The organism is Vibrio sp., assembly GCF_048266485.1.
Taxonomy (GTDB): Bacteria; Pseudomonadota; Gammaproteobacteria; order Enterobacterales; family Vibrionaceae; genus Vibrio.
On sequence record NZ_JBLWZK010000001.1, the window covers coordinates 919,404 to 933,117 of the forward strand.

Consider the following 13,714-nt stretch of genomic DNA (forward strand, 5'->3'; position numbering starts at 1 on the left):
TTTGAATTAACGAGGAGGATCGACCTTATTAACGCCAGAACCATTCACTCGAAACCAACCGGCGATTGAATATCGATCACGAGTTGCAGGTAAGACTTCATGAGGGAAATCTTCACTAAGAAAAAGAACAATCGTACCAAAGTTCGGCGTCACTCTAACCAACTCCTCTCGTGTATCATCTTGATAGATAACCAACTCACCTTGATCTTCTTTGGTCCAACTCTGATTTAAGTACACTACGAGACTGAGGATACGATTAGATTCACCTTTAAAGGCATCTTTATGAGTTTTATAAAAATCGCCAGGTGAGTAATGTGCAAAATGGCTTTCAAATGAAAATAAGCCTAAAAATAGATGTCGATTTAAATAGCGTTGTAACTCATCAGCCCAAGCAAGCCATGCCTTTCCAGCTAAACTTTCACCATTAATCCAACACACTTCATCTTTGCGTATAAATTGGTTGAGCATCATATTATCTTCACGTCCAATCCCTGCCCGCTTAAAGTTATCATCTGGCATGCTATGTACATGTTGATGCAGTTTATTTACTAAATCAGCAGGAAGTGCATTAGAGTGAATACTGTAACCTTGGTGAGCAATATTTTTGGCAATCGCATCAAATAGTGACTCATTAACTTGAGGTATATGAATCACATCTTCAGTCAAAACAACGTTCATTTTTATCCTTAAAAAAACACACGCTGCCTCTCTTCTCTAAAAGAGGAATCTAGAGAAAACTAAAGAGGTCAGAACGGCCGCTGAGTGTAATGCGTGTTTGATTTTTAGGCGAGTGTTATTTGTGCATTTAAAGAAGAAATCATACATAAAAAAACACCAAGCAGGGGAGGCTTGGTGTTTTTCATTTTTACTAGCTAACTTGGAGTTTAACTAGGTTTACACGGGAGATACATCGCTATTCCAATTGAAACATTCTAAAGCCTAATGCCTCAGTTCATTTCAGCGACGCTACATGCAGTGCAAACATTTATCGTGAGGTAGATGTAAGGCAACAAAGAAACAGAACATCTACAACACAACATCTTTTGTTACATTATGTATACATTAATGAAAAATAAAACCATCATTTTTGAAATATAAATTTACTAGAAACATCACTTTAAAAGATTGGCATTTTTAGAAAAATAAACTACAAAACTGAAATTGGGATTAACTCCAAACCTAATACAGTACTAAATGCCATCACAACTAATAACGAGGTTTTGAATACTGATTTAGACCATTGAATGTAATTCGATTGATCCATGCTTCTAAAGGTGACTTTTGACCACACGAAGCAAGCTAATGCCGCCACCGCTAAATATTCATAACCTGTGTGTCCAAAAACATACAAACCAAGTGCAACCAACGAAAATGCGACCACATATGCCATCATATGTTGACGAGCACGCTGAATTCCTTTTACCACAGGCAATACAGGAATACCTGCTTCTTGGTAGTCTTGCATTCTGAACATCGCAATTGCATACGAATGCGGCATTTGCCATAAACAGAACAAACTAAATAACAATACTGCTTCAAAGCTAATGTAATTGGTCACCGCAAGGTAACCGACCAGTGGTGGAATCGCCCCCGATACACTGCCCACTAAAGTGCCGTATACCGAGGTGCGTTTGTACCACATGGTGTAAAAGAACACATAAAACACATAACCTAATAACACCATCACTGCCGACAATGGATTAGCCATTTTATAAAGTAATCCAGTGCCAGCCAGTAACATCACCAAAGCATAAAGAAAGGCATGATCAACCTTAATTTCACCTTTGACCATGGTGCGATTTTGAGTTCGTGACATTTTAAAATCGATATCGCGATCAAAAATGTTATTAATCACGCAGCCAGAGGCAATGACTAAAGCTACGCCTAGCATAGTGAATAACAATAAACTCAATGTGGCTGGCTCTGATTTAGCCGCTAGAAAGTAACCAGCTAAAACAGAAATTAAATTACCAACAATAATGCCTGGTTTGGTTATTGATAAGTATTCTTTCAGCATCCGCAGACCTACATCATCATATTGTTGTTCAAGTTCCACATAATCCAAATCGAACCAGCAATGACGATGAAAACAATCACGGCAGTAAACGCAAAAGAAAGCGCATTAAATCGACCTTTCTCTGAACTATCCATATGTAAGAAGTACACTAAATGAACCAGTAATTGTAACACTGCGGTAATGATCAAAATCTCAATGGTTACTTCTCGAGACAGTACTCCAGTGTAGGCAAAGTAAAATGGAATAATAGTCAAGATAAGCGAAGCAATAAAGCCAATGATGTAACCTTTAGCACCTGAATTTGGCTGCTCTTTTGATACAGCTGAATGAGACATTAGATCACCCCCAATAAGTACACGATAGTGAATACACAAATCCAAACGATATCTAAGAAGTGCCAGAATAAACTTAAGCAGTAAAAACGGCCTTTCATTAAATCATTCAAACCTTTAGTGCTTAATTGGAAGTAACAAGTCACTAACCAAATTAAGCCAAAAGTCACGTGCAATCCATGCGTCCCTACTAAAGTAAAAAATGCTGATAAAAACGCACTACGTTGTGGTCCAAAATCTTCTGCAATCAAATGATGGAACTCATATACTTCCATCGCGATAAAACCAAGTCCAAGTAAAGCGGTAATGAATAACCAACGCTTTAAACCAGCTACATCTTCACGCTTCATTGCAATAATGCCAAAACCAAAAGTGATACTACTTAAAAGCAGTAACATGGTTTCAACAAATACAAATGGCAGTTCAAAAATATCTTTACCTGTTGGACCACCCGCAGTGGCATTGACCAATACCGCATAAGTGGCAAATAACGAGCCAAATAAAATACAGTCACTCATCAGGTAAATCCAAAAGCCATATTGCTTCATTTCATTTGCATCATGATGATCGTGATCATCATGATGACCATGCTCAACCGCAGTATTAGCGTGCATAATCAACCCCCATATCTTCATCATCCGCTGATGTACTTTGCTGAGCTTTTGCTTTGCGAAGCTGCTCTTTATTAGCTTGCTCAATTGCTTTAATTTCTTCAACCGATACGTAGTAATCACGATCTTCGTTAAAGCTATGAACAATCGACGTCACGATAATGCCAACGAAACCAACCGCAGCTAACCACCACATGTACCAGATCATGGCGAAACCAAAGATCAAAGCAAAACCAGAGATAACCATACCCGTTGCGGTATTTTTCGGCATATGAATTGGAGAGTACTCTTCCTTCTCTGACAATGTCGCTTCTACGCCAGCTTCACCGCGTTGTTTTTGATACCAGAAGGCATCAATTTCATCGCCTTTCGGGATTTTTGCAAAATTATAAAATGGCGGTGGTGATGATGTTGACCACTCAAGAGTACGAGCATTCCACGGGTCACCCGTTAGATCGCGGTTTTGTTCACGATCGCGCACACTGACAATAAATTGAATAGCTTGACATAAAACACCACAGAAAATAATGAAAGTACCGAATGCTGCGGTTGCTAATAGTGGGAAGTATTCAGGATCAATATGTTGGCTCAAACGACGAGTCATGCCCATAAAACCAAGTGCATACAGCGGAATAAAGGCAAATAAGAAGCCAATAATCCAACACCAAAATGCTCGCTTGCCCCAAGCTTCATTCAAGGTAAAACCTGTCGCTTTCGGGAACCAATAGGTTACACCAGCAAAACAACCAAATACCACACCACCGATAATCACATTATGGAAGTGAGCAATCAGGAATAAACTATTGTGCAATACAAAGTCTGCACCCGGAACGGCCATCAATACCCCTGTCATACCACCAACGGTAAAGGTTATTAGGAAGCCAATGGTCCAAAGCATTGGAGAAGTAAACTCAACACGGCCACGATACATAGTAAATAGCCAGTTGAAGATCTTAACCCCGGTTGGAATGGAGATAATCATGGTAGCAATACCAAAGAAGGCATTTACATTGGCACCCGATCCCATAGTAAAGAAGTGATGCAACCAAACCACAAAGGCTAAGATAGTGATCACAACTGTTGCCCAAACTAATGAAGTATAGCCAAACAATTTCTTGCGAGAGAAGGTCGCTACTACCTCTGAATACACACCGAATATCGGCAGTACTAAGATATAAACTTCCGGATGTCCCCATGCCCAGATAAGGTTGACGTACATCATCATGTTGCCGCCCATATCATTAGTAAAGAAATGGGTACCGATGTAACGATCAAGTGTCAATAACGCAATGGTTACTGTCAAAATTGGGAACGAGATAATAATTAAGATATTGGCGCACAATGAAGCCCAAGTGAACACCGGCATCTTCATCATTGGCATCGATGGCGTACGCATACGCATAATGGTAGTGAAGAAGTTCACCCCAGATAACGTGGTACCGACACCGGATATTTGCAACGCCCAAATCCAGTAATCAACCCCGGTTCCAGGGCTCGCTTTAATGCCAGATAAAGGTGGATATGCTAACCAACCCGTACGAGCAAACTCACCTACCCCTAAAGAAACGTTAGTTAAGATCACCCCTACAACGAACAACCAGAAACTCAAGTTATTCAAATACGGGAATGCTACATCACGCGCACCAATTTGCAGTGGTACTACGATGTTCATTAAACCAATGATCATCGGCATCGCCACGAAGAAAATCATGATTACGCCATGAGCACTAAAAATTTGGTCATAATGTTCTGGTGGTAAGTAGCCAGCATCTCCTGCTGAAGAAAGTAACTGCTGACTACGCATCATTACTGCATCCGAGAAACCTCGAATCAACATAATTAATGCCACCGCGATATACATAAAACCAATTTTCTTATGGTCAATAGAAGTGAACCATTCTGACCATAAATACTGCCATTTACCGTAATAAGTAATGGCTGAAACTAACGCAAGCCCGACCAACGCGATAACGGCCAATGTCACCACAATAATAGGTTCATGGTATGGCACGCTGTCGAGGGAAAGTCTTCCAAATATACTTCCAAACATAGTATTTTCTACCCTTTAATTTTGTGCCATGTCCATATGATGTCCTTTACTCATCTCTTCATCAGATGAATTCAGAGAACCTTTGTATTGCTTCACCACATCAGCAAACAAATGCTCAGGAACACTGGAGTAATAAGTCACTGGCACATTTTCACTTGGTTTAGCAAGCTGACGATAGCCATCAAAGTCATTCATCACTAAAGCATTCTTATCCGCTTTAACGCTGTTTACCCAGTCATTAAATTGCTCGGTAGTATCAGTAACATGAGCGGTAAATTTCATCCCAGAGAAACCAGCACCACTGTAGCTAGCCGAAATACCTTTGTAGTCATTCGCTTCATTAGCCATTAAGTGGACGCTAGTCATCATGCCAGGCATAGCATAGATCTGACTACCAAGACGAGGAATAAAGAAAGAGTTCATGATATTGTCTGAAGTGACTTTAAACTTAACCGGAATATCTTTAGGGAAAGCGACATAATTGACCGTCGCAATATGTTGGTCGGGGTAAATAAACAACCATTTCCAATCCAAAGAAACGACTTCAATCGTCATATGATCAATATCACTCACTAACGGTTTAGATTGCTCTAACTCGTGAGTAGTGCGCCAAGTGATCGTACCTAAAATGGCAATAATAATAATTGGAACGGTCCACACCACTACTTCAATCTTGGTTGAATGTGCCCATTCTGGGTCGTATTTTTCACCAGTATTACTCGCACGATACTTATATGAAAAAAATACTGTCATTAAGAGCACGGGAATAACCACAATCAACATCAGCAATAGCGCTGTGATGATCAGTTCTTTTTCTTGAATGCCTATGACCCCTTTAGGATCAAGCAAAGCAGATTTGCATCCTGACAAGAGTAGAGCTGCAATAAACATCCCTCCTCTCACCAAGATACTTCTATATCTTGAGGCTTCCATTCTAATTCTCGATGTTTAAGGGTTGCTGTCACATTGTGGATATAAACGAAACAACCAAGTGGTAAACAACGCAGTTTTATTAACTAATCATCACATTTCGCGACTTTTAGCTAACATTTACTGCTTTTTTTAAATCTATTGTTTCAAATGTATATCGTTATCACATTGATAATGTACAAAATACACACACTTCAAAAACAACAAATCTCACCAAATAAAATTAAAACATTACATTTAAAAATATCCAGTTACATTTAGGCTATTATGCTTACATAAACACAACAACTCACCATGCAAAAATGAAAACTAACTTTTCACAAAGCAACAATTCGTATGATGGTCGAGCCAATTTTATCCGATCAAAAAACAGGTAGAGAACAATTTAAGGAAGAAAACCGAGAAAAGAAAAAGTTAGAAATAACTAAAATTCTCAAAAGTTAGCGACAATAAAGTCAAAATTCATGAGTTTTAGCAACAAAGTTTATCAATAAAAATCCACTTCAAATGTAAAAACAAAAAAAGAGAGCAAAAGTAACCACTGAAACAATAGAAGGCAATCGCACGGTTTTATTCTAGATAAAAATTAACAATTGGTACTGCTAACAAATAAAACCACCCAAAGAATAAAAACCATTCATTGCATCAATAACAAAAACCCAACTTACATTGACATAAATACTTTAAAATTAAAGATATTAGCTACATTCAATTTATTCGACTTTGATCTTAGTTTTCTATATAAAGAAGCTTATTTTTCATATAAACACACAGATATAGTATGGTTTTATGTGTTAATGGATTGCTGTATTTTGCTTAGGAGTTAGTTAATGAACACGCAAAAAAATTCTTTTTCACTTATAGATAAACCCACCTTCTTTGGTGCGATTATCGTTCTTTTATGTGCCATCATCCCTTTAATGATTTTCCCTGAAAAAGGAGAGAATTGGGTCGCACTAGCCAAAACATTTATGACCGATAAAGTTGGGGCACTTTATCTCATTCTTGGGCTTGCCTCTTTCTTCTTTATGATTTACATCATTTTTTCAGACATTGGCCAAATCAAACTCGGTGATCCTGACGAAAAACCTGAATTCAAAACGGCATCTTGGGCTGCCATGCTATTTTGTGGTGGTATCGGTGCCAGTATTTTATATTGGGGGACTATCGAGTGGGCGTTTTATTATCAAAATCCACCATTTCAATTAGCGCCAGGAAGTGAAGAAGCGGTCCGTTGGGCAGCAACTTATGGCATTTTCCACTGGGGTCCAATTGCTTGGTCTATTTATCTTGTACCTGCAATTCCAATTGCCTACTTCTTCTATGTTCGTAAACAACCCGTTTTAAAGGTTTCAGCTGCGCTGATGCCTATCATTGGTGAAAAGCGCGCTCAAGGTGGTTTGGGTAAAACCATCGACGTTATGTTTATCTTTGGTTTACTTGGCGGTGGTGCGACGACACTAGGCTTAGCCTCACCATTGATCACCGAAGGTCTGCACCACTTATTTGGCACACCGAAAACCACCGGTGTACAACTCATGGTTTTATTAGTTTGTACTATGATCTTTGCTTATTCAGCTTATGCCGGAATGTCGAAAGGGATCCAATTACTCAGTAACATAAACTTCTGGGGAGCTTTAGCATTATTAATTTTCATCTTCGCGGTTGGACCAACCACATTCTTACTTGAAACGGGTTTAGATTCTTTAGGAAGAATGCTATCAAACTTCTTTATTATGGCCTCTTGGGCTGAACCTTTTGGTGGTTACGGTTCATTTGAAAATACCCACTTCCCACAAGATTGGACTATTTTCTACTGGGCGTGGTGGCTAGTATTTGCACCAAGCATGGGCCTATTTATTGCTCGTATTTCTCGCGGCCGCACCATTAAACAAATGGTTGCAGGTTCAGTATTTTTTGGCTCTTTAGGCTGTTTCTTATTTTTCATGGTTCTCGGTAACTTTGGTTTATCACTTCAGTTATCAGGTCAATTAGATGTTATCAGTGTCCTAAATGGTCAAGGTACTACTGCTGCTATCTTTGCAATATTAGATCAATTACCAATGAGCACTTTGATTATCGTAGTCTTTACCGGTCTATGTATCATCTTTACTGCAACAACTTTTGACTCGATTTCTTACATTTTGGCTTCTGTTGTACAAAATGATGTAACTGAAGAGCCAATGCGTTGGAACCGTTTATTCTGGGCATTTACCCTATCATTCATGCCATCAGTATTAATGTTCATGGGTGGCCTAACAACACTACAAACCGCTTCAATTGTGGCCGGTATTCCATTGATTGCCATTTCAGCAATGTTAATGATGTCGACCGTTAAAGCGGCCAACTTCGATCTGGCCAACCAAGAAGGTTACGAAGATCCCGTAATCAACATTGAAGACTTACCAGATGTCGATCCTTGGTCAACGGAAGGTGTCGCTCTGGCGAAATTTGAAGAGCTGAAATCGACAGCGATTGAAGCTGCCGATGATGAACGTCAAGCACTGAAAGCAATTTGGAAGTTGAAAAAACAAATTCGAGAAGAAGCTCTCACTTATGGTGATAACGGTCTTGAACTTGGTGATGTGCCAGCAGATTTACAAAAACAATTAGATACCCTCACGACTGAGGCTATGGCTGCGAAAGAAGTGAAACTTGCCGCCTCACAAGAAGCGCAAGAAGCTCGAATTGCTTTCAATGATCTAATCAAAGAAAAACAAGAGCAAGAAGCTCAAAGTGACTCTACGCCACCAGTGGAAGTAGAAAAAGCAGCAAGTTAATCTAAGCAATAATCATTTAGATACAAACAAGGGCAGATGATTGATTCTGCCCTTTTTATTACTCAAAATTTACTTCAAATACTGAGCATGGAACTTCAAGTGCTCATCAATAAAACTAGCGATAAAAAAGTAACTATGATCGTAACCATCACGAAGGTTAATCTCAAATGGGTAGTTCACATCGTTCGCCGCATTTTCCAAAAGTTGCGGTTTTAATTGCTCTTCCAAGAAATTATCCGCTAAACCTTGGTCAACTTTAATTGGCGGTAGGTAGGCTTCATTGCCTTTGATTTTTTTCATCAATTCTACTGCATCATATTTGACCCACAATGCTTGGTCATCTCCTAAATAAGCAGTGAGAGCTTTGTGCCCCCACGGACAATGCAATGGGCTAACAATTGGACTGAATGCTGAAATCGACTTAAACCTTGGCGCATTACGCAAACCAATCGTTAACGCACCATGGCCCCCCATCGAGTGCCCTGAGATTGCACGCTTATCCGTGATGGGAAAATGCGCTTCAATTAAAGCAGGGAGTTCATAAGCAATGTAGTCATACATTTGATAATGCTTAACCCAAGGCCCTTGAGTGGCATTGAGATAAAACCCCGCCCCTTTACCAAGATCATACGCTTCATCATCCGCCACATCCTCACCACGAGGGCTAGTATCTGGCGCGACAATCGCAATACCTAACTCTGCCGCCATACGCTGCGCACCGGCTTTTTGGACAAAATTTTCATCGGTACAAGTCAAGCCTGATAGCCAATACACCACCGGTACTTTATTCGATTCTAACGCTTGCGGCGGCAAAAAAATCGAAAAGCGCATCTTGCAATTAAGCACTTGCGATTCATGCTCAAATTGCTGTTGTTGGCCACCAAAACACTGATTTGAATTCAACTGTTTCATAAATATCCATCTGTTATTTTTACGTGTCTCGTGTCTCGTGTCTCGTGTCTCGTGTCTCGTGTCTCGTGTCTCGTGTCTCGTGTCTCGTGTCTCGTGTCTCGATAAAGAGTGTCCTAGCTACGATTCAATCGTCAAGCTCATTGAACTAACCACTAGAAAAGCTCTTAATAATAGAAACTCGATTTTTCGTATTTCACTTCGAGATACGAGCATCGAGTTTCCTAGCTACGATCCAACCTTCAAACTCATTGAACTAACCACTAGGAAAACTCTTATTATAGAAACTCGATCTTTCGTATTTCACCTCGAGGCACGAGCAACGAGTTTCCTAGCTACGAACTTTAGAAATGAATAACACTACGAATGCTCTTGCCTTCATGCATCAAATCAAAAGCATCGTTAATATCTTCCAGGCCCATAGTATGAGTAATAAAGTCATTCAACTTAAACTCACCTTTCATATAACGTTCTACGTAATCGGGTAGCTGTGAACGACCTTTTACGCCGCCAAATGCTGAACCTTTCCATACTCGCCCTGTAACGAGTTGGAAAGGACGAGTTGAGATCTCTTGTCCGGCACCGGCTACACCAATGATGATCGACTCCCCCCAACCTTTGTGACAACACTCAAGCGCAGAACGCATTAGGTGTACATTGCCGACACATTCAAATGAGTAGTCAACACCACCATCGGTCATTTCAACGATCACTTCTTGAATGGGCTTATCGAAATCTTTTGGATTCACCACGTCGGTTGCACCAAGTTTTTTAGCTAAATCGAATTTTGATTCATTGATATCAATGGCAATGATTCGGCCCGCTTTTGCCATGGTCGATCCAATGATGGCTGATAGACCAATGCCACCAAGGCCAAAGATAGCTACCGTATCACCCGGCTGAACTTTTGCGGTATTGGTGACGGCGCCCATGCCAGTCGTCACGCCACAACCGAGTAGGCAGACTTCTTTTAAATCGGCTTGTGGATTAATTTTCGCTAACGACACTTCCGGTAGAACCGTGTATTCAGAGAAAGTAGAAGTGCCCATGTAGTGATAAATCGGCTCACCATTAATAGAAAAACGGGTCGTGCCATCAGGCATTAACCCTTTACCTTGCGTTTCACGAACTGAAGAACACAAGTTGGTTTTGCCCGAAGTACAGAATTTACATTCACCACATTCTGCGGTGTATAACGGGATAACATGATCGCCCACTTGAACAGAGGTAACCCCTTCCCCCACAGACTCAACAATACCACCACCTTCATGGCCTAAAATGGCTGGAAATACGCCTTCTGGATCATCACCCGATAAGGTAAATGCATCGGTATGACAAACACCAGTGGCAATGATTTTCACGCGCACTTCACCTGCTTGTGGAGGCATTACATCAACGGTTTCCATTTTTAAAGGCTCACCAGCTTTCCACGCTACGGCTGCGCGTGACTTAATTACTTGTGCTGTCATTTCTATTCCTCTGTATTACGGGATACATCGCATTATTAATAAATAACTTAATGATTGATTCTTTATGCTTTCAGTATAGTCCGCTTACTTAAAATGATAAGAGTCTAATCTGCAAAACACTTTTACTTATGTGTAATAATTAATAGTATATAACATCAATTAGTACATATAAGTGATAAATATGCAGTGGCAAGGAATATCGGAATTTGTGGCAGTCGCTGAAACCGGCAGCTTTACTTTGGCCGCCAAACACCTATCGGTATCGACCGCACAAATCAGCCGTCAGGTGAATCAGTTAGAAAAACGCCTATCGGTAAAATTGTTTTATCGCACGACTCGTCAAGTTAAGCTCACCGACATTGGTCAGAATTACTTTGAACAATGCCAGGCTATTTTAGAGCGATTAAAAGAGGCTGAACTGTCCGTCACTAACCTCAATCATAGTCTGCAAGGTCAACTGAAAGTTTCTGTGCCCATCGCCTACGGTGAAAGTCATATTGCGCCGTTAATTAATGACTTCTGTTTGTTATATCCTGACTTGAATATCGAGCTTTGGCTAACCAATCAGTTAGTCGATCTTACCGAAGAAAAAGTCGATTTAGCGATCCGCTTAGGTGCGTTGGATGATTCGAGTATGATGGCGAAAAAATTACGTCCAAGACAGCAATACCTTTGCGCCTCGCCCAAATACTTACGACAACATGGTCAGCCAGAATCGCTGAACGATCTGAAACATCATAATTGCCTAGTGGGAACCCTAGACTATTGGCGTTTTCATAATAAGAAATTAACCGTAAATGGCTCGTTAAAATGCAACAATGGTTATGCATTGCTGGATGCGGCGCTCAAAGGAATTGGTATTGTTCAACTGCCCGACTACTACGTAGAAAGTTATCTAGAGTCAGGTCAATTGGTCGCACTATTGCCTCACCTACAAACAAAAAATGATGGCGTGTGGGCGGTCTACCCTCACAACCATCATTTATCAACTAAGGTTCGTTTACTGCTCGATTATCTAGATAAGCATTTAAATTAACTCGGACTGCTTTTTATTTATTTCGGCTTATTCATCTCAGTAATTGTCGCTTGCAGTTGATCGAGTTTTTGATGCAACGCCTGCATTTCTTGTGAAGTTGCCATGGTATCCGCATCAGGGTTTTGCTCTTCACGTAGCTGCTTATGCTCTTCTGACATCACTTCCAAAATAGTACCGACCATCATATTTAAGAAAATGAATGCAGTAAGGAAGATGAAAGTTAGGTAGTAAATCCAACTCAGTGAATAGACTTCCATGGTTTCATACATCACATCGGTCCAATCCTCAAACGTCGCCACTCGGAACAAGGTTAGCATCGAAATCGACACATCACTCCACAAGGTTGGGTTAATGTTGGCAAACAACATGCTGCCAATTGCGGCGTAAATGTAGAAGATCACAAACATTAATAATCCGATATACCCCATCTGAGGAATCGCTTTTATCAATGCATTGACCAGTACTCGTAACTCCGGAACCATGGATACCAAACGCAACACACGGAAGATGCGTAGTAGCCTCGCGATCAGTATGGTCGAGCCTGCCGCTGGATATAAGCTACCGATAACAATAATGGTATCGAAAATATTCCAGCCCTTTTTAAAGAAAGCGCGGATACCATCACTGGCGAGGTAGCGGATCACTAATTCCACTAAAAAGAATACCGTGATCGCGATATCCATAATGTTGAGTGCCGACTCCATCGTCGGAGGTAAAGAATAGGTATGGGCTCCAACCGTTAGGGCTGAAATGATGATCACCGCAATGACAAACCATTGAAAGCTTTTGCTTTGATCGATGCGTTTGAAAGCTCGCTGAAAGTGCGAAAAGGTAGACGTTTGTTCCAAGAATTTATCCCTTAAGAGTCTCGTATTATTAACTCACATCATGATAAGTCGATTCTTGGTATAACAAAGTGAATAGACGTAACAGAGTATTACCTGCACGTCTATTCAATGACAATTAACTCATTAAGCCTAGTAAATATTTGGCTGCTGCTTGTGGATCCTGCGCATGACAAATCGCTGAAACCAAAGCCAAACCATGCACGCCTGTCGCCATTAATTCAGGAATATTGCTTTGGTTAATGCCGCCAATCCCGACTATCGGTAACGAAGTGGTATTTAGTGCCTTTTGCAAGCCGTCGATTCCCCAATGGTTTTTCGTATTGGTTTTGGTGGGGGTAGCAAAAATGGCGCTTAAACCAATGTAGTCAATTGGCAAAGTATCAGCTTGAGCAAGTTGCTGCTCATTTTCAATCGACAAACCAAGGATCTTATCTGGGCCGATTAACCGACGAGCGATGTCAGCAGGCATATCCGACTGACCGAGATGAACGCCATCAGCATCAATCGCCAGTGCAACATCCACTCGATCATTGATAATTAAAGGAACGCCACTGCCGGTTAAAATATCTTTTATTGCTTGTGCCCGTTCAATAAAAGCACGCACATCGCCATGTTTTTCGCGCACTTGCACCATGGTCACGCCACCTAGTACCGCTTCACTGACGACATATTTCAGCGTGGCTAAATCTTGTTGATCATCGGTGACCAAATACAAACGATAGTCGCTCATTG

At 40.6% G+C, this 13,714-nt stretch carries 12 protein-coding genes; 2 read left to right on the plus strand and 10 right to left on the minus strand.

The genetic code is table 11. The features are described 5' to 3' along the window. Positions 1-6: 6 nt before the first annotated feature. The 6 genes from ACN0T8_RS04205 to cyoA form a co-directional block, all read right to left on the minus strand. On the minus strand, positions 7-678 hold the full coding sequence (locus ACN0T8_RS04205; protein ID WP_417879381.1) for a 2OG-Fe(II) oxygenase: 672 nt from the start codon (positions 676-678) through the stop codon (positions 7-9). A 469-nt stretch (positions 679-1,147) separates the two neighbouring features. Beyond that, positions 1,148-2,017: a heme o synthase gene (gene cyoE, locus ACN0T8_RS04210; protein WP_417879502.1), complete on the minus strand. Its 870-nt coding sequence runs from the start codon at positions 2,015-2,017 to the stop codon at positions 1,148-1,150. 8 nt (positions 2,018-2,025) lie between these two features. Continuing rightward, positions 2,026-2,352 (minus strand): cytochrome o ubiquinol oxidase subunit IV, encoded by a 327-nt coding sequence (gene cyoD / locus ACN0T8_RS04215; protein WP_417879382.1) that lies wholly within the window; start codon positions 2,350-2,352, stop codon positions 2,026-2,028. Continuing rightward, positions 2,352-2,963: a cytochrome o ubiquinol oxidase subunit III gene (gene cyoC / locus ACN0T8_RS04220; RefSeq protein WP_417879383.1), complete on the minus strand. Its 612-nt coding sequence runs from the start codon at positions 2,961-2,963 to the stop codon at positions 2,352-2,354. Before cyoC ends, cyoD begins: the two co-directional genes overlap by 1 nt. After that, a complete protein-coding gene (gene cyoB, locus ACN0T8_RS04225; protein ID WP_417879503.1) occupies positions 2,953-4,998 on the minus strand; it encodes a cytochrome o ubiquinol oxidase subunit I in 2,046 nt (681 codons plus the stop codon). The genes cyoC and cyoB overlap by 11 nt, the downstream gene beginning before the upstream one ends. Positions 4,999-5,025: 27 nt before the next feature. Next, entirely contained in the window at positions 5,026-5,943 is a 918-nt protein-coding gene (gene cyoA, locus ACN0T8_RS04230) for a ubiquinol oxidase subunit II (protein WP_417879384.1), read from the minus strand. 827 nt (positions 5,944-6,770) lie between these two features. On the opposite strand from cyoA, the gene ACN0T8_RS04235 reads away from it, so the two are divergent. Beyond that, a complete protein-coding gene (locus ACN0T8_RS04235) occupies positions 6,771-8,720 on the plus strand; it encodes a BCCT family transporter (RefSeq protein WP_417879385.1) in 1,950 nt (649 codons plus the stop codon). A 69-nt stretch (positions 8,721-8,789) separates the two neighbouring features. Here the strand turns inward: ACN0T8_RS04235 and fghA are convergent, their stop codons facing one another. Further along, entirely contained in the window at positions 8,790-9,638 is an 849-nt protein-coding gene (gene fghA / locus ACN0T8_RS04240) for an S-formylglutathione hydrolase (protein ID WP_417879504.1), read from the minus strand. Between the two features lie 335 nt (positions 9,639-9,973). After that, positions 9,974-11,098 carry an S-(hydroxymethyl)glutathione dehydrogenase/class III alcohol dehydrogenase gene (locus ACN0T8_RS04245; RefSeq protein WP_267135511.1) on the minus strand — a complete coding sequence of 375 codons (1,125 nt, stop codon included), beginning with the start codon at positions 11,096-11,098 and terminating at the stop codon, positions 9,974-9,976. Between the two features lie 181 nt (positions 11,099-11,279). Here ACN0T8_RS04245 and ACN0T8_RS04250 point away from each other — a divergent pair, with 181 nt between their 5' ends. After that, positions 11,280-12,134 carry a LysR substrate-binding domain-containing protein gene (locus tag ACN0T8_RS04250; protein WP_417879386.1) on the plus strand — a complete coding sequence of 285 codons (855 nt, stop codon included), beginning with the start codon at positions 11,280-11,282 and terminating at the stop codon, positions 12,132-12,134. Between the two features lie 17 nt (positions 12,135-12,151). On the opposite strand, the gene ACN0T8_RS04255 is transcribed toward ACN0T8_RS04250, so the two are convergent. Next, positions 12,152-12,982: an ion transporter gene (locus ACN0T8_RS04255; RefSeq protein WP_417879387.1), complete on the minus strand. Its 831-nt coding sequence runs from the start codon at positions 12,980-12,982 to the stop codon at positions 12,152-12,154. Positions 12,983-13,097: 115 nt separating this feature from the next. Then, positions 13,098-13,712, minus strand: a complete 615-nt coding sequence (gene thiE, locus ACN0T8_RS04260; RefSeq protein WP_417879388.1) for a thiamine phosphate synthase — start codon at positions 13,710-13,712, stop codon at positions 13,098-13,100. Positions 13,713-13,714: the final 2 nt, after the last annotated feature.